Here is a 17538-nt window from a genome sequence, read left to right as displayed (position 1 = left end):
ATTTGTGATTGATTGACTCACCTGGACAGATAAATGACTACTTTAAAAAACCAAATAACTGATGTTTTAAAAGCAACAATGCGTGCTAAAGAAATGGGTAAGTTAACGGTAATTCGTGGTCTACAGGCAGCAATCAAGCAAATCGAAGTCGATGAGCGCATAGAGCTTGACGATACTCAGGTTCTTGCGGTCATTGAAAAGCAAATCAAACAACGTAAAGAATCGGTCAAAGCCTTTGAAGGTGCAGGCCGTGAAGATTTAGCTAGTAAAGAACAAGCCGAAATTGAGGTGTTATCTCAGTTTCTACCTGAAGCTATGTCAGAGGACGAGCTTGATTCTCTCATTGCGCAAACTATTACTGCGCAAGGTGCAACTAGCATGAAAGATATGGGTAAGGTGATGAATTCTCTACGTCCGATCATAGCCGGACGTGCCGATCCAGCACAAGTTTCTGCAAAAATTAAAGCAAAACTTGGCTAAACCCAACGTTCTTAAATCTGAATTTCTGTTTGATTTGGTCTATTTAACAACTTAAATAAAAATTATTTTGCAATGAAATAGTTTCTTGTTAAATAGCCCAAAATCGTCAATCTACAATATCACTTCATTTATTTTCTATCTGATAATGGCAAATATCTCTAAAGCCACCATCGACTGGATTCTGTACAGATTGATATTGAATATCTTTAAGCAAAAACCCTGCTTTTTCACATAATTTTCGTGCCAATATATTTTCTACATCGACATAGGCATTTAAACCAAAAAAATTCCATTTCGAGAATAAACTACCTACAAATAGTGTTAGCGCTTGTGCCATATAACCTTTTTGTTTAAATTTTGAGTTTCCCCAAAACCCAATAGATGCAGTATTTTGCAACCAATCAATTGCATGGATATCGACAACCCCTAAAAAATCATCAGTTTCTTTTAAACGGATAATAAATACAAAGTTCTCTTTATTTAATAACGCCACCAAACGAGATTGGCAGAATGCCATTGAAGCTGGCAAATTAGGTTCTTCCAATGCCCATACTAAACTTGCAGGAAACTTTCTAAGCTCGGTTAAAGTATTTTTTATTGCACTATATAAATCTTCAGCATCAGATACTTGAATGATGTTGAGAACAATCTGCTCATTCTCAATTTGAAATTGGCTAAAATCCATAAATGATGTGGCTCAGATGTAAGATGTTAAAGATAAACCTATTTCAAATCACACTGAATATTATATTTTTTTAGTAACTGCATTTCAGGTGACAACATCACTTTATCAATCACATTTTGTTTGGTCATAGATTGCGCTGATGGTGGGAGGTATTGACGATTTTCATCTGTCGTTTTATACATATCATCGACATATTTTTTAACAATGCCACAGAATTGTGACTCTTGTTGCGGGTTAAACTGACTCAATTTAGGATCTAGACTACGCAAAAAAAATTTCATATCGGCACTGTATTGCGTCGAAATACGCTCAACCTCTCGAACATAGCTTTCAGGTACTGCTGCAAATGTTGAGTGAGCATAGAAAAAAATGCTGAATGCGATTAAAATTTTCTTCATGTGAATCAATTACTTTATTATAACTTTAAGTGATTTTAGCTTAACCTGTTCACGCAAGAATAGAAAGTAAATTTTCTTTAATGGCACATTTTAAATCACCCATTATTTTTAGTTTTTAACTCAAGTTTTAAGTTCTTTAAATGTTATTTTTAAATTTTTAACTTCCGCTCATCTTGCATCACTTTTAAGCGTGTATCGATACGGGCACTCATCGCATTATTTTCTTTAGCTAAACGCTTGGCATGTAAAAGTGATTTAATCGCATTTTCTTCATCACCAGACCAATATTGAACTTCCGCCCGATTTCTCAGCACATTGACTGTACGCATTGGATTCTTTTTATCTAAATTTGCCGCTTGTTGTAACAGTTGCCAGCCAATAATATCTTTATTATTTTTATTCACAAAACGATTAACCAATTGCTCAGCTTCTTTGGGCTTCTGCTGTCGAATATAAACTTCGGCTAATTTATAACTTAATGCACGATTTTCTGGGGTTATGATTTGCTTACTGATGATGGTTTGATAGGCATCATCTAATTTATTTCGCCCTAAATAAATATCAGTTTGAATCAAAGTGACCAAAGTATGCTTAGCGTTGACCTTCTTGGCTAAATTCAGCTGCGTCTGCGCATTGTCATAATCACCTTGCAGCAAATAAAATTCACTTAAAGCCAATAAACCCGCTAAATTATTCGATTGTGCTAAAGCCAACAATTGACGGTCAGTGGCTTGTCCCGAAATCACTGCGGTATACCATTTAATAATATCAAAATCAGATTGCTGGGCGCGAAAAGGAACTTTTGGAAATTGATTTGCCCTTAATCTGGCTTCACTCATACGCTCAGTTGTTAAGGGATGGGTTAACCAAAAATCAGGTAAAAAACTTAACCGACTGGTAGAACGATGCATGGTTTCAAAGAAATCAGCCATACTTTCTGGGTCATATCCAGCCCCATACATAAACTGCATGCCGATCCGGTCAGCTTCACGTTCTTGATTTCGGCTATAACTGAGCTGCTTATCCATCAATGCAGCTTGTGTACCCATCATCACCGCACCACCAATATCACCATCCGCTTTGGACGCCAATGCAGCGCCAACAATGATTCCAGCAAGCGCCAACAAACCTTGACCTTTAAATGCTTCCTGTGAACGGCTGTAATGACGTTGTGTGACATGGGCAATTTCATGTCCCATTACACTGGCAACTTCATCCATGTTACTTGAAGCTGTAATCATCCCACTATTTAGGGCAAACATGCCCCCAGGTACTGCAAATGCATTGATCTGAGCATCTTTAATTACCACCAAGCCTACTGGCTGTGAAAGCTGGGTCTGACTGAGAATTTTTGAAAAAACCAGCATAAACTGATCTTCCAGCCAAGGATCTTGCAGAACTGGCATTTGCTGTTGCACTTGGCGATAAACTTTTTCACCAATGGTTTTTTCTTTTTGTTGATCAATAAACCCCACCCCACTGCCAATCTCAGGTACTTCAAATTGAGTACTATTCTGAGTTTGCAGAAAATCATCAGCTGAGCTAATTGAAGTGCTTAAGCAGAGACAAAGGCTGAGGAAGGTCTTGTTCAATTGATCGTCCCAATTATTTTAATATTCTAAATATAACATTGAATTTAGTACAAATTCGCAATGAAGTGTTAGGGGGCTGTAAACACTTCATATGTAATTTGCATTGTCAGCAAACATTCAACATCAACTAGAAGTTTTCATTGACTAAATATCTTGGTGTGCGTTGTTCCAAAGCATCGACTAAATTTTGCAAAGCCAGTTCCGCCATTTTCTTGCGCGTCTCGGCGGTTGCTGAACCGATATGCGGTAAAGTCACGACATTATCCAACTCAAACAATGGCGATTGTTGCAACGGTTCTTTTTGGTATACATCTAGACCCGCAGCAAAAATTTGGCGGTTCTGTAAAGCCTCTGTTAATGCCTGTTCATCCACCACCGAACCACGTGCAATATTGACAAAAACAGCATGCTTTTGCATCAAAGCAAATTCTTGAGCACCGATTAAGGCTTTAGATTGGCTATTTAAATCTACCGCAACCACAACAAAATCAGCTTGTTTTAACAGTGCTTCAAGACTTTTATATTGTGCATTAAACTGTTGTGCAACTTCGATTTTTTCCCGGCGATTATGATACACAATATTCATATTAAAGCCATAAAATCCACGTCGTGCAATTGCCGCACCGATATGACCTAAACCGATTATTCCTAAAGTTTTACCAAAAATTTCTTGACCAAATTGTGTCGCATTGACTGTACGTTGCCACTCACCTTGTTTGGTCCAGTGATCTAAACTCGGTACTTTACGTGCAGCACTCATCAACAAAGTAAAGGCTAAATCCGCTGTCGTTTCGGTTAATACGTGTGGTGTATTCGACAACCAGATTTTCTTTTGATTTAAATAATCAACATCGTAATTATCATAGCCCACACTGACAGAGGAGATAATTTTTAATTTTTCTGCAGTGGCTATATTACTTTCATTAAGCAAACGACCCGCACCAATCATTGCATCTGCATCAACAACCGCTTGACGAATTTGTGCATTGATATCGCCTTGCTTAGGATTCAATACAACCAACTGATATTTTTCTGCTAATTTTGCTTGAACTTCTGAGTCGATTTGACTAAATACAACCACTTTTTTATTCATATCCCAGAAAACCTCTCAGTACAGATCTTGAAAACTAATTCAGTTTATTTTGCATAAATTGCCATAGACGGCGTTTTAATAAAGGTTGCTCAATCATCTCTTGTAAACTTGCCAATTCAAACATTTCAGTATTGTTTAAATAAGGCAATTGACCAAGACTGATGACTTTACGCTCTTGCCTTAAAGCATCAACAAATCCTTGGATATACATTGCAGCCCCTCTTCCATCTTGAAGTTGCAACATTGGAAAAGGCCATTTTAAATCATAAAACTGCCCTACAAGCGCCTGCTGTATATTGCCCCATAGCGTGAATTGGTCAGCGCTGATTTGAGTACAATCGACAAAAATGACACAGCTTTCAATGCAATAGGCTTGGATTTCAAATGGCGCAATTTGTAATGCAGGCTCAACAGTAAAGTTTGTCTGTTGCTGAATTTGCTCAGGTGCCGAAACTTCTTCAGTTTGCTGTGTTTCTGGATTGCGTTTTAATAAAGAAACTTCAGGCTGATGAGCTTTTTCAATCTGTGGCGGCTGTACTTTTTGATTTTCTAATTTTGCATCTGATTGAGTTGAATGCGTGTTCAACTCAGCCACTACAGCAATATCCTGTTCAACTTGAGCAATATCACGGTATAGCGCATTTTCATAATGACGTGTTTGAACATCAACCTTGGGTATCCAAAGCTCTATTCCCATCGTAGCCAAAATGCTACGCTGATGTTCTGATACATTCATATTCATTATGGATTCAATACACACTATTCAAGCTATATTTTAGCTGTGTTTTGCCTTTTTTGTCGCACTAATCAAAGTAAAAAAACACGATAAATTAAATTTAAACGCAAGAATATGTTACATGCTGATTTTAGCGACAATCATTGAGCACCAATTCACTATAAGGATGTGATTAAAATTCCGTACTTTGCCGTAAGATACATCCCCTGACGAATGATATCTGTACCATTGGCATGATGAACTTTGAGTTCTTGAGTCAACACATCAAATTGAAAAGCATCATAACAATCTTGATGTTGGCATAACCAATTTAAAGTATCAGCAAGATGTTCATCGACAATATAATTTTCAGCTAAAAAATTTTTAGACATTATGATTCAAAGACAATAAAACAAGAATAGGGTTATTCTAACGTAAATTTAACCATACTGAAAAAACCAAGACAGCCTTAAGCAATCAAACTATGACATCTATCAGCATAAGATTGAATGAATCAGCTTGCAAAACTAGATTTTTATTATTTTCATTTAGAGATATAACGCTTTCTAAATATCACCATATTTTATCCAATGATCATAATATAGTGATATTTTGAGATCGCTTCTAGAAAATTAATGATGAGCACCACACTTACGGCACTCTTTAACCACAATATTATGTCCAATTTCATATTCAAAACTGTGGATACACAATAATTTTCTGATTTTTTGAAACATTCTAAAACTCCTTTTAATATCTCACATCAATATAGTTTCATCCTAAAACATCAATGCCTTAACAAGACATAGAATATGTTTAGCACATATACATATATCTGAGTAATACTTTTCCCTAGTTCTTTAGTCTGATATCCCACATTTCTTGATCAAATTTTCAAATCGTGATAATCCAACTAAGCTATTGTTTTTTATTGGTTAAAATAATAAAAATGTTGCAAAAATATATTGTTTTTAAGCTTGATTTAATCTGACTTTTATATAGGATGAAATGATAGCTTTTTCTATTTAACAATTTTTTTCACTTAGAAAGCTTCTGAGAAAAATACAATTTAAGCCTATCAACAAGATTATAAAGGAATTTTATATGCAAGGACGTATGATGCAGCAACCATTATTAATCAGTAGCCTCATTGAGCATGCTACGCGTTATCATGGTGATACTGCGATTATTTCAAAAAATACCGATGGCACGATTACAAAAACAGATTGGACACATGTAAGTGAAAACTCGAAACGCTTTGCCAATGCTCTCGCTGGATTGGGTTTAGGCTTAGGCGACCGAGTTGCAACGATTGCATGGAATAATCATCGTCATCTTGAATCTTGGTATGCAATTTCCGGAAGTGGCTTGGTCTGTCACACCATCAACCCTAGACTTTTTCCTGAACAATTGATCTTTATTATCAATGATGCTCAAGACAAAGTGGTGTTATTTGATAAAACCTTTTTACCGCTAATCAAAGCAGTGAAAGCCCTTACCCCTCATGTCGAACATTTCGTTTATCTGGGTGCTTTTGACCAAGATATTGCCGATGCCCTCCCAGATGTTAAATTCTATGATGTGCTGATTGCAGAACATTCTGTACAGTACGAGTGGCCAAATTTTGAGGAAAATACCGCAAGCTCGCTTTGCTATACCTCAGGAACAACGGGCAATCCAAAAGGCGCTTTGTATAGTCATCGCTCAACCATTTTACACACTTATGCGATCGCACTGCCCGACTCACTAAATTTATCTGCAAAAGATATTATGTTACCTGTGGTTCCCATGTTCCATGTCAATGCCTGGGGTACACCTTATGCCGCAGCAATGGTCGGTTGTACATTGATACTCCCGGGGCCGGGTTTAGATGGTGCCAGCTTAGTACAAATGATTGATGAATATAAAGTCAGTATTGCGCTCGGTGTACCGACCATTTGGCAAGGCTTGCTTGCCGCAGCAAAACAATCTGGTAGCGCTCTTGAAAGCCTTAAACGCAATGTCGTTGGCGGTTCAGCTTGCCCACCTGCGATGATGAAAGCATTTAGAGACATCTATCATTGCGAAACTATTCATGCATGGGGTATGACTGAAATGAGCCCATTGGGCACAGGCAACCAACTTAAAGCCAAACACCTAAATTTAAGTGAAGAAGAACAATTTAAAGTTCGCTTGTCTCAAGGTCGCCCACCTTTTGGCGTAGATTTACGTATTACCGATGAAGAAAATGGTACACATGAAGTTGCCCGTGATGGACATAGCACGGGGAACCTGCAAGTCAAAGGCCATTGGATTATTGAATCTTATTATGGCAAATCTGAAAAAGCGTTAAGTGCTGATGGTTGGTTTGATACCGGTGATATCGCCACGATTAATGAGGACGGCTATCTGCTGTTAAGTGATCGTGCCAAAGATTTAATTAAATCAGGTGGTGAGTGGATTTCTTCTGTTGAACTTGAAAACATTGCCATGAATCATCCTGAAATTGCGGTGGCTGCTGTGATTGCAGCAAACCACCCAAAATGGGATGAACGCCCAGTGGTGATTGCGATTAAACAGCAAGGTAGTCACATTACTGAGCAAGAACTATTGGATTACTATGCAGATAAGATTGCAAAATGGCAAATCCCGGATAAAGTTATTTTTGTTGAATCCATTCCTTTAACAGGTACCGGTAAAATGTTAAAGCGTGATTTGCGTGAACAATATGGAGATGTGTTATTAACTGAATAACGCTATTGAAGCGCTTTAGCGTGTAACACCTTCCTCAAATCAGTTTTAAAAGCCCAATATTTCATTGGGCTTTTCTACTTCTAAAAAATTAAATATTCAACCCATGATCAGTCTTAAACAATCAGCATAAATCAGCAAGACAAGTACAATATAAAGATCTTTAATATACTCGCCTATTGGCTTTTAATAGCTATGTACAAGATCTTTGCGCTGATCACATTCCAAGCATTTTACGATGCGCTTTGTTTAGCTCAATGATTCATCTCATTTGATTTAAGCATAAAAAAACTCGGATCGTAATCCGAGTTTTTCAATATTGATCAACTACATTTCAATACCGATTGCATTTAAAATGTTTTGGCTAGAATCTCCAATGATAGAACACGTCAATGGCTTTTTCTAAAGACTGGCTGGCTTCCAGATATAAACGTTTATTCATTTGATAACGTAAAGTCAGTTTATTCACTGGTGTAAATACCCCCACACCATAGCGAATATACAAGTCAGGGGTAATATAACCCGTCAAACTGACCTGCGTATCATCCCCAGTCCCTTGTGCATCAAAAGACAAACCACTTAAACCAAATGTACGTCCAATTTGATTGGTAAATGCGCGCGTTCCCCCTAGCCCCAAACTGATCCCTGCTGCTGCAATCGTATTGTTTACATCCGATTTAAATCCTTCAGCATTACTTAAGCCACTAGAACCTTCATTAATACGTCCTGTAATTAAAGCATTCATCGCTTCCTGATCTGACAAACCAGCATCATTATAAACTTGAATGTTTGGACTAGAAGCTGTGCCTGTAATACGTAGACCTACCGTACTGCCAGAAATACTCTTATTGGTATCAACATCCAATGTAGGATTAGACAATGGGCCATTAAAACGAGCAATGGCACGATTTAAGTCTAAGCGCTGACCATAAGCTTCAACGGTTACTTTTTGACTGACACCAATCGCACCATTGGCACGCATTGCAGTTTCCAAACCACGTTGAGAAAGGTAAAGACGGCCCACCAATGGAATACGACTATTAAAGCCTTGGAAAATAACTTTATCGCCCAAGTTTACTGAAACATCTGCACGTATAGACCACGGCTGTGCTGCTTTAAGCACTGCAAGCTGATTTTGACCTTCTTTTACAATACGGACATCAGGTGACACATTGACTACGGTTGCACTGGATTCAGGCATTGAAATTAATGCACTAGGTACATCAACTTTACCTTTAACGGTCAGTTTCTTACTTAAAGGTAAAGCATCCAATTCAATATCAGTATCGACAACTGCAGTGATCAACGGTGCTTGACGAATCAGCAATTTATCGCCATTGAGACGTAATTGTATATGTGGATCATTTTTCCAATCGATACTGCCATTAATTTTACCGACACCACGACCACTGTTAAATGCACCATTAATTGTTGCAACGTCTTGACGAATTGAAGTGTAAATCTGAACATTATTCAAATTCACAGGCAGTGAAATCATACTAATTTCACCATTTTTCAAGCGCATTTCACCATCAAACAATGGTTGTGTCAGCGTACCGTTAATTTTTCCTGCAAGTGATAAAGTCCCATCAAGCTTACGTACATCAGCAATAAATGGTTTTAAGATTTTCAGCTGAACTTCATTAAATGCCACCTCACCACGCATCGGCTTAGACTCGACATATGGATTGACAATGACACTGGCATAACCTGTTCCAACATTCGGCGCTTTTAAATCAACACGCAATAGCAAACCATCTTTTATGCTTTTTGCAATTACACTGGCTTCGTCATAGTTCATTGAAGTTGAAGGATCATTCGGATCTTCTGCCGCAATACCAATTTGCCCATTACGAGTAACCAGCTTGGCATCTAATTTAGGCTGTGCACCTTTCGCCCATGATGCTTTTGCATAACCATTTAATTTCCCCGTCAGTGCCAAACCTTCTGGCATAAACGCAGCAAAATCATTCAGATCTAGGTTTTTAGTAACAAAAGAAACATTACCATTTTGCTGACTTGCGCGGATCGGTTGATCAAAACACAATTGGCTTTGCTGACTTGACCAACAATGCTGCCCAACATATAACTCCGATTTTGACGCGTTAAAAATAACCGGCGCATTTTGTTGTTGTAATAAGTGCGCTCTTACTGAGTCAAACTCACCTTTTTGAATCTGACCCAACCAATCATTTTGCGCATTAAATCCACCTGCAAGCTGCACATAGAACTTAGAATAATAGTTCCATGCCTGAAGCTGTAATAAATGTGCTTTACGTGTGCCAGAAAGTGTAATCCCTGCATGCTGAATCTCACGGTTTCCACTGCGCAAAGTATCCATTTGCGCCACCATTTTCGACGCTACAGTTTCAGAGGTTGGCAATTCACCTTTTAAGCTTAATTTTTTAATGCTTAGACTATCATTAAAACTAAAATTATCGACTGTGAGGTTTGCAGTTGCACTCAGACGTGGCTGTGCTTGTAGATTCAAATAACCATATGCTGTACCACGTAATCCCGGATAAAGCTCATATAATGCAGGTGCATTGACTTTTAATCGTAGATTCTGTGCATTTCCTGTCGCCTGAACTTGGTTATTGGCATAAGACAAAAATAAGTTGTTGGCTTCAAATTGCTGTGGCATCAAGCCTTTTAAATCAGAATTTAAAACAACTGCAAGGTTACCGCGTCCTCTTAAGGGTTTGTTATTGATCATGCCTGCAATATTCAATTGTTGAATATTAATTCTCTTCAGACGATCTGACCAATTCCCCTGAGTCTTCACATTCCCAGAAACTTCACCACGGACAGAAGAAACAAAATATTGTGGTTTAAAACGCACCAAAGATGCGTTGATATCCCAACCGATGCCATTGCTGATATGCACCAAGCCATTGGCTAAGATTTTTCCAGCAACACCATCATGCTGTAGCTCAGATATTTTAATTAGCTCTGGTGTACCTGCAACTCTGATCTTTAACAAGCCACTGCCTTGTTTTAGCTGTGACGCATTTAATGCCCCGTCATAATTCACAGCAAAGCCTTTAAACGCTCCACCAGCATTGGCATCATTGAAAATAACTGCGGCTGTACTTTTACCTGTCAATTGGATTGTTTCAGGGTTGGCTTGATTTGCAAGTCGCCCAGTTAAATTAATCGCATCAAAATTAATCAATTGTTGATTTGGTTTCGCATAACCATTGGCTTTTATTTGCCCATTGATTAAATCTACTGGTGCAGTTGCGACAATACTTTGTGGATTAAAATCTTTTGCATTGAGTAAGGCATTCCATTTTAACTGGCGTTTTTCAGTAGGTAATTCAACAACTGCGTTTCCAGATAAACTGCCTTTCGTTGCCACATATTCAAATGCTGGTACGTGTAAATCATTGCCTTTTAGGTCTAACTGAGCTGTGTATTTGCCCTCAGGTAAACTGCCTTTTTCATGTTGACGTACAACGGTTGCCACATGAATATTTTGCTGATCGTCAACCAGTGCAACTTCAACCTGACCTTGTTCACTGCTTAACCAACCCACATAAGGCACGGCTCGGTCGATATTTTTCCAGTTAACCCCCAATAACATCGGTTCAGGCTTTTTACCCTTTTGCTCAGCTTGATCTAATTTAACCTTCCAAGCTTCATATTTATCAAAGTCAACATTGGCGGTTAAATGCATACCTTGTTTTAATTCGCCCACTGAACCAATTTTGGCATCAAGGGAAACAGGTAAAAAGTCTTGAATCACTTGTGGGATAATTTTATCTTTTGGATTGATTCGATCTAAACGGCCTTGCACATCCCAATGCACATGATCTTGCCAACTGACCAAACCTGCAAGATTTAAAGCACCACCCATCAATTGACCATTTAAATTATTAATATTCAACTGATTGGTTAAATCGGTATGTGCTAAAGCAGTATATTGACCTTGTGGGATATTTTTACCACTAATGTCTGTGTTGATGTCTAAGTTTAAGCCTTTAACATCACCTTGAAATTTCGCCAAGCCATTTTTAGACAGTAATTCTTGTTCCTGCAACAACGGCCAATGATAATCTTTAAAAACCAAAGCACCATTCATTGGAACATCATGACGCATCGGATGGATCACCGCCCAGCCCGTTAAAAGATCGGGCGTTTTCGTTGCAACACCCGCTTTAATCGTGTCGAGTGAACCACGCGCATGTACGTAAATATCTTCAACATTCAAACTTTTTAAACTCGGGATCCGCAAAATTGCTTTGGCATTCAGTGGATAATCGCCTTGCTTAAAGTTCATATTACCTGTCGCGTCTTTTACAGATAAATAGCCCATGTCCATTTTAGAGTTTTCAAACTTCAGCTCTGTACCCGACCACAATGCATTTTCTAAATGAATATCGTTAAAATCAATTTTTGTAGAGGCAGTTTGCAACTGCATATGATCTACATTCGCTTCATCTAAACGTAAAACAAAGGGTAACTCGATTTCGCTAAACTTAAAGGGTTCATCGCTTGGTGGTGTTTTGCTGATAATTCTTAAATTGTTAACATCAGCATGGCTCAAATGAATTTCTTTATCTAATATTGCGCGCCAACCCAAGGAAACATCCGCACGATCAATTTTGACATCAACCGCAGCGAGAGTGACCAAAACATTTTTAAGTATGATCCCTTGAAGCAAGTTACCGCTTTCATATTGGTAATCAATAATTTTCTGGCTTGAAGCAACCCGATCCAATAAAAACTTACTGCCTTTATCGGTACTAAACATCACAGCCAATGCAGCAATCAATAAAATAATGACCAAAAGCAATGACATCAGAATATTACGCAATATATTGCGCTTCTTCGGTGTCTGCTCTTGCTTTAGTTGATCATTTTGCTGTTCATTTTGAACATCTTGATGTTCTTCATCAGCCATAATATTTCCAGTAATTCTCTTATATTTTTAGTTAATTAAAGTTGTGAACCAATAAAGAAGTGCAGTCGAATTGGGCGAGCAGGATCTGAAACACCTGATGCAACATCAATTCGAATCGGACCAATTGGTGACTTCCAACGGATTCCTAAGCCTAAGCTATATTGGGTATCGTTACTAAATGATTTATCGTAAGCATTACCAAAGTCACTGAATATTGCGCCACGCCAACCCTCTTTAAATTGGTAATTGTATTCCAATGAACCGACAGCCAAACCTTGACCACCGACTTTATAGCCATATTCCGTTGGGGATAGGCTCTTATAATCGAAGCCTCGTAAACTCTGATCCCCACCAGCGAAATATCTTAAATTATAAGGAACTTGTTCAAAATCTTTGGCAAAAATATAGCCGACATTCAAACCACCAACCACCTGATGATTATCATTTTGACCAAAAGAATATAAACCTTTCCAATCTGCACTGGTAATCGCCATATCCGTATCTGAAAGTAAAGATTTACTGCCAAGCTGAATTTTATAACTTTGCTTATATCCGCGTGTTGGATTGATCCGATTATCACTGGTTGTTTTGGTTGCTTCATAACCCAACAACAATGATTGCTGTTCTTGATTTGAACCAGGAATTAAAAAAGCATCAGGAATATTGGCAATATCTACAGGACCATTTTGAGTAACACGGTCTAAACGGTAACGCACGCCAAGAATATGCTGCCACTCTTTTCTGGAACCTTTAATAATACGGTCTACCCCAGCTACCGCAGACTCAATAACCAAATCCATGTCATTACCAATACCATCACGGGTTTCTCTCTCATAACCTGCAACCAAACTGAAGTAATCATTTAATGGATGTTTATAAGGAATGTTATAGCGAGCATCAATGGCTTGACGAATTTGTGACAATTCCATATTGGCATCAAAAGAATGCCCTAAATGGTTGACGATCGCACGTCTATATTGGCTACGTAAACGTACCCCTGTATCAGTCCCATAACCAATACCTGTTTCTAAACTGTTTAAGCGATCCGCATTTAAAGTCACAATCACAGGAATCTTTTTATTCTCACGTGCCTGATCTTTTAATAGATCATCATCGGATTCTTTTTCTTTCTGTTGTGCTTGAAGCTGCTTTAAGTTCGGATTGACTTCTTCACCTTGCGTTCCCGCAAACTGATTTTCATTGACCACATTTTGGGTTACTTCTTTATCTGACAAATGCGCTTTATCGGCATTGGTTTGCGCAGACAATGTCGTTTCAGTGATTTTTTGCTGATCTACTAAAGCTTGCAGATCTGCGGGAAGCTCAAGTGGTTTTACGATTGCATCCGGTTTAATCGCATCAACCAAGGTATAGTTAAAATAACGTGAGTTGGTTAAGTTATTGGCCAAACCATTGACACGCCATGCGGTGTAATCCGCACCATCTTCCCACGGCGCTAAGGTTTTTAAGATTTTTAAATCGATCGGAAGTGGCTTAGAAGGATCACTCATTCTAAATTCAACATCTTGCAATTTATAACGATCGCCCGTTTCGTACTTTAAATCAATTTTAGCTTTGTTTTGCGGTTGTTCAACTTTGACATCATGTAAACGCCAATAACCATCAAAAAACCCGTTATTCGATGCTGCATCTACTATTCGGCTTTTGGTAGATTCATAAGCACCATGATTGAGAATATCACCTTCTTCTAAATCAGGAAGTACGCCAATAACTTGGAACTGTGCCAGTTTAGCGCCAGCCCCTGTAAACTCAATATTTTGTTCAGTCACTTTGACTGGATCATGTGGGGTGACTTTAACCCCTAAATGGGTATCATCGATTTTAGTAAACTTAAATTCTGCATTGTAATAACCTACTGCTTGAGCAGCCTGTACCGCCAGTGTTCTTAACTGTGGCACCGAGCCATTAAAGTCAGAATATGCTTCTTGGGTAAAGGTTCCTAATTTTGCTTTTAAGTTAGTTGCAAGAACCGTAGGCGCCCCCGTCACGGAAACACTGATTTTTGGAATTGGTACACCGTTGTCTTGCGGCCCACGGATTTTATTGACTAAACTTTTAAAGAAACCAGGTTTAGCCTTTTCTTCATCGCTATTACTCTGTGTATTATCAACCAAGGTTTTACCCGATTGATTTTCCTCTACAGAAATTTTATTGTCCGCACGAATCGTTTGTATAAGCTGATCAACATTGACTGGCGCTTGCGTAATTTCATTCAATTCTTGCTGGGTCGCATTAGTCACTTCAACTTGAGGTGCTTTGGTCACCCCATTACGAAAATTCTGTGCATCCGTTTTTGCATCTTCTGCAACTTTATAAATTTCATTTGCTAAAGACTGATCCACAGCAACAGCAGGTAACTCTTCAAGATCTTCAAATTGGATCGGCTTAAAATCATCTTGCACCCCCATATTTTTTTCTTGTTGTTCAAGCATTTTAACGCTATCGACTTGATCAGTTTGTTGAGCTTGTTGAATTTTCTGATCTAACTGGTCGATCTTTTCGTTGGGTACACCTTGTTGAATGGCTGCTGATTCTAATTGTTCTTGAGTATTGCTGATTTTTTCAGAACTTGTACCGATGGTTTCAGAGCTTGATGGCAAGTTCTGATTGCTTTGTATTTGATCGGCATAACTGACAGGGATCGCAAAAACACTTAAAAAAACACTTGAACATATCAGTTTATTGATATGATAACGGTCAAAGTGTAAATGTACACTATGTGAAAGCACAGATTTTTTAAAATTAATTTTTGCTGGCATACCAAGCTCGAATGACCTAAATTTATTTGTAGAAAGATCAATTATTAAAAATCTTTCAAATACCCAAACCAATTGGTTTTACACATGATTTAAGTTAAAAACATGATACATGATTTTGAGAGATAGTTACCATTTCAACACATTTCTTATATATAACTAAATGAAGTCGTCTACAATGGAAAAAAATGAGCATATTTTAGGGACCCGACGTTTTTTACCGATGTTCCTTACCCAGTTTTTTGGCGCCCTGAATGATAATGTTTATAAACAATCATTATTACTCGTCATTACCTATGGTTGGATTCATCATCAGTCTGCCAATATCAGCACACTCAACAATCTCGCTGCGTTATTGTTTATTCTACCCTATTTCATCTTCTCTGCGACCGCGGGTCAAATTGCAGATAAATACGAACGCTCATTTTTAGTCCGAAATATTAAAATTTTAGAAATCATCATCATGCTGATCGCCTCGGCGGGTTTTTTATTGGGCAATCTTTGGATTTTACTCTTCGCCTTATTTTTAATGGGTACGCACAGCACTTTTTTTGGGCCAATCAAATATGCGATTTTGCCTGAAATCTTAAAACCCAATGAATTGATGTCTGGTAATGCCCTATTTCAGTCAGGTACATCAATTGCAATTCTAATTGGGATGATTTTAGGCGGTGCAGTTATTTCGCTGTCACAAGGCAATATGATCTGGATTTGCTTAACCATCGTCTCTATTGCAGTGGTGGGTTATTTATCCAGTCGTTTTGTCCTTAAACAGTCTACTTCAAATGAAGATTTAGAAATCGATTGGAATTTCTTCCGGACCAGTTTCCAAACCATTCGTTATGCTAAAAGTTTACCGTTAATTTTTATCGTACTTTTAGGCAATTCTTGGTATTGGTTTTATGGTGCAACATACCTCACCCAAATCCCCCAGTTAACCCAGCAAAACCTGCATGCCAATGAAAATGTCGTTAGTTTATTGCTTACCTTTTTTTCTGTCGGCATTGGTGTAGGCTCGTTACTGTGCCGTAAAATTGGCGGTGCTGAGGTGAATATCAAAATGGTACCGCTTGGTGCAGTTGGCTTAACGGTATTTGCGCTCTATTTAGCAGGCAGTTTGGCCTTTGTTCCAGAACGAACGGGTGATCTGATTGCAATTCCTGATATGTTTAACTCAGGGGCAATTTATTATCATGTCATGCTTGCGGTGACCTTATTGGGTATAAGTGGAGGTTTTTATATCGTTCCCCTTTATGCCATGATGCAAGCCTATGCCCCAAAATCACACCGTGCGCGTGTGGTTGCGGCAAACAATATTTTTAATGCAATATTCATGGTTTCATCGGCAATTTTTTCTATTCTCATCTTAAGTATTTTGAAAATAGATATTAAAATCTTATTCTGTATCACAGCTGTGCTGAGTGCTATTTTTAGTACTTGGTTATTAATTCGTTTAAAACCATTAATAGCGACAACTCAGGTTTCTTTGGAGGACTAATATGCGTCAATATACTGGCATCGATAAATTGATCAATTCATTTGACCAAGCTTTAAGAAGTTTAGTACCTGGTGCAACTTCGGCACAAAGAAGCAATCCGTCCAATGCAGTCGAAACCAAACTGGCTGTCAGTGAAGCACGCCATGTTGCAGGCTTAATGCGCGTCAACCATAGTGGTGAAGTCTGTGCTCAAGCGCTTTATCATGGGCAAGCATTAACGGCCAAACTTCCAAATGTACGTCGTGAAATGGAATTTGCAGCAATTGAAGAACAAGATCATTTGGCTTGGTGTGAAGATCGTTTAAAGGAACTCGACAGTCATACTAGTTTGCTGAATCCTGTATGGTATGGTCTTTCTTTTGGTATGGGTGCGCTTGCTGGCATTGCAGGCGATAAATACAGTTTAGGTTTTGTGGCTGAAACTGAACGCCAAGTCAGCTTACATTTACAACACCATATCAGTCAGCTTCCAGCTCAAGACGAACGCTCACGTAAAATATTGGTGCAGATGAATGAAGATGAACTGCATCATCGTGATACAGCATTAACTGCTGGTGGTATAGAGCTGCCTATTCCAGTAAAGATCACCATGACTGCTATTTCTAAACTGATGACCAAGACCAGTTATTTTATCTAATTTATCTAACAGTATGATTTAACTGAT

Annotated in this window: 12 protein-coding genes; 4 read left to right on the top strand and 8 right to left on the bottom strand. The window is 38.3% G+C overall.

Going from position 1 to position 17538, the window contains the following annotated elements:
- The first annotated feature begins 33 nt into the window (after positions 1-33).
- Positions 34-480, top strand: coding sequence for a GatB/YqeY domain-containing protein (locus tag AC07U8_RS09130; RefSeq protein WP_004720970.1), 447 nt, complete (start codon positions 34-36; stop codon positions 478-480).
- A 124-nt stretch (positions 481-604) separates the two neighbouring features.
- Here the strand turns inward: AC07U8_RS09130 and AC07U8_RS09125 are convergent, their stop codons facing one another.
- From AC07U8_RS09125 to AC07U8_RS09100, 6 genes are all read right to left on the bottom strand, one after another.
- Positions 605-1165: a GNAT family N-acetyltransferase gene (locus tag AC07U8_RS09125; protein ID WP_494737739.1), complete on the bottom strand. Its 561-nt coding sequence runs from the start codon at positions 1163-1165 to the stop codon at positions 605-607.
- Between the two features lie 38 nt (positions 1166-1203).
- Positions 1204-1563, bottom strand: a complete 360-nt coding sequence (locus AC07U8_RS09120) for a hypothetical protein (protein ID WP_494737738.1) — start codon at positions 1561-1563, stop codon at positions 1204-1206.
- A gap of 149 nt (positions 1564-1712) precedes the next feature.
- Positions 1713-3110, bottom strand: coding sequence for a M48 family metalloprotease (locus AC07U8_RS09115; RefSeq protein WP_494738588.1), 1398 nt, complete (start codon positions 3108-3110; stop codon positions 1713-1715).
- Between the two features lie 172 nt (positions 3111-3282).
- Positions 3283-4248 (bottom strand): 2-hydroxyacid dehydrogenase, encoded by a 966-nt coding sequence (locus AC07U8_RS09110; RefSeq protein ID WP_004821115.1) that lies wholly within the window; start codon positions 4246-4248, stop codon positions 3283-3285.
- Positions 4249-4282: 34 nt separating this feature from the next.
- Complete coding sequence (locus AC07U8_RS09105; protein WP_494737737.1) at positions 4283-4990, bottom strand: hypothetical protein; 708 nt, start codon at positions 4988-4990, stop codon at positions 4283-4285.
- Positions 4991-5142: 152 nt separating this feature from the next.
- A complete protein-coding gene (locus AC07U8_RS09100) occupies positions 5143-5355 on the bottom strand; it encodes a hypothetical protein (RefSeq protein WP_004821110.1) in 213 nt (70 codons plus the stop codon).
- 712 nt (positions 5356-6067) lie between these two features.
- On the opposite strand from AC07U8_RS09100, the gene AC07U8_RS09095 reads away from it, so the two are divergent.
- Positions 6068-7696 (top strand): long-chain-fatty-acid--CoA ligase, encoded by a 1629-nt coding sequence (locus tag AC07U8_RS09095; RefSeq protein ID WP_494737736.1) that lies wholly within the window; start codon positions 6068-6070, stop codon positions 7694-7696.
- A 361-nt stretch (positions 7697-8057) separates the two neighbouring features.
- On the opposite strand, the gene AC07U8_RS09090 is transcribed toward AC07U8_RS09095, so the two are convergent.
- Entirely contained in the window at positions 8058-12599 is a 4542-nt protein-coding gene (locus tag AC07U8_RS09090; protein ID WP_494737735.1) for a translocation/assembly module TamB domain-containing protein, read from the bottom strand.
- Between the two features lie 35 nt (positions 12600-12634).
- A complete protein-coding gene (locus tag AC07U8_RS09085) occupies positions 12635-15379 on the bottom strand; it encodes an autotransporter assembly complex protein TamA (RefSeq protein WP_004821104.1) in 2745 nt (914 codons plus the stop codon).
- 175 nt (positions 15380-15554) lie between these two features.
- Here AC07U8_RS09085 and AC07U8_RS09080 point away from each other — a divergent pair, with 175 nt between their 5' ends.
- Together AC07U8_RS09080 and coq7 are read left to right on the top strand one after the other, a co-directional pair.
- On the top strand, positions 15555-16874 hold the full coding sequence (locus AC07U8_RS09080; RefSeq protein WP_244015829.1) for an MFS transporter: 1320 nt from the start codon (positions 15555-15557) through the stop codon (positions 16872-16874).
- Between the two features lies 1 nt (position 16875).
- A complete protein-coding gene (gene coq7, locus AC07U8_RS09075) occupies positions 16876-17511 on the top strand; it encodes a 2-polyprenyl-3-methyl-6-methoxy-1,4-benzoquinone monooxygenase (protein WP_494737734.1) in 636 nt (211 codons plus the stop codon).
- The last annotated feature ends 27 nt before the right edge of the window (positions 17512-17538 follow it).

Source organism: Acinetobacter sp. GW821-FHT01E09, assembly GCF_059422385.1.
Note: the sequence above shows the minus strand (reverse complement) of the source record. Positions and strands in the feature narration are given on the sequence as shown.

Excerpts from the sequence above, each read along its gene's own strand:
- AC07U8_RS09130 (WP_004720970.1), top strand. The coding sequence starts at position 34 with ATGACTACTTTAAAAAACCAAATAACTGATGTTTTAAAAGCAACAATG.
- AC07U8_RS09125 (WP_494737739.1), bottom strand. The coding sequence starts at position 1,165 with ATGGATTTTAGCCAATTTCAAATTGAGAATGAGCAGATTGTTCTCAAC.
- AC07U8_RS09120 (WP_494737738.1), bottom strand. The coding sequence starts at position 1,563 with ATGAAGAAAATTTTAATCGCATTCAGCATTTTTTTCTATGCTCACTCA.
- AC07U8_RS09110 (WP_004821115.1), bottom strand. The coding sequence starts at position 4,248 with ATGAATAAAAAAGTGGTTGTATTTAGTCAAATCGACTCAGAAGTTCAA.
- AC07U8_RS09105 (WP_494737737.1), bottom strand. The coding sequence starts at position 4,990 with ATGAATATGAATGTATCAGAACATCAGCGTAGCATTTTGGCTACGATG.
- AC07U8_RS09100 (WP_004821110.1), bottom strand. The coding sequence starts at position 5,355 with ATGTCTAAAAATTTTTTAGCTGAAAATTATATTGTCGATGAACATCTT.
- AC07U8_RS09095 (WP_494737736.1), top strand. The coding sequence starts at position 6,068 with ATGCAAGGACGTATGATGCAGCAACCATTATTAATCAGTAGCCTCATT.
- AC07U8_RS09090 (WP_494737735.1), bottom strand. The coding sequence starts at position 12,599 with ATGGCTGATGAAGAACATCAAGATGTTCAAAATGAACAGCAAAATGAT.
- AC07U8_RS09085 (WP_004821104.1), bottom strand. The coding sequence starts at position 15,379 with ATGCCAGCAAAAATTAATTTTAAAAAATCTGTGCTTTCACATAGTGTA.
- AC07U8_RS09080 (WP_244015829.1), top strand. The coding sequence starts at position 15,555 with ATGGAAAAAAATGAGCATATTTTAGGGACCCGACGTTTTTTACCGATG.
- coq7 (WP_494737734.1), top strand. The coding sequence starts at position 16,876 with ATGCGTCAATATACTGGCATCGATAAATTGATCAATTCATTTGACCAA.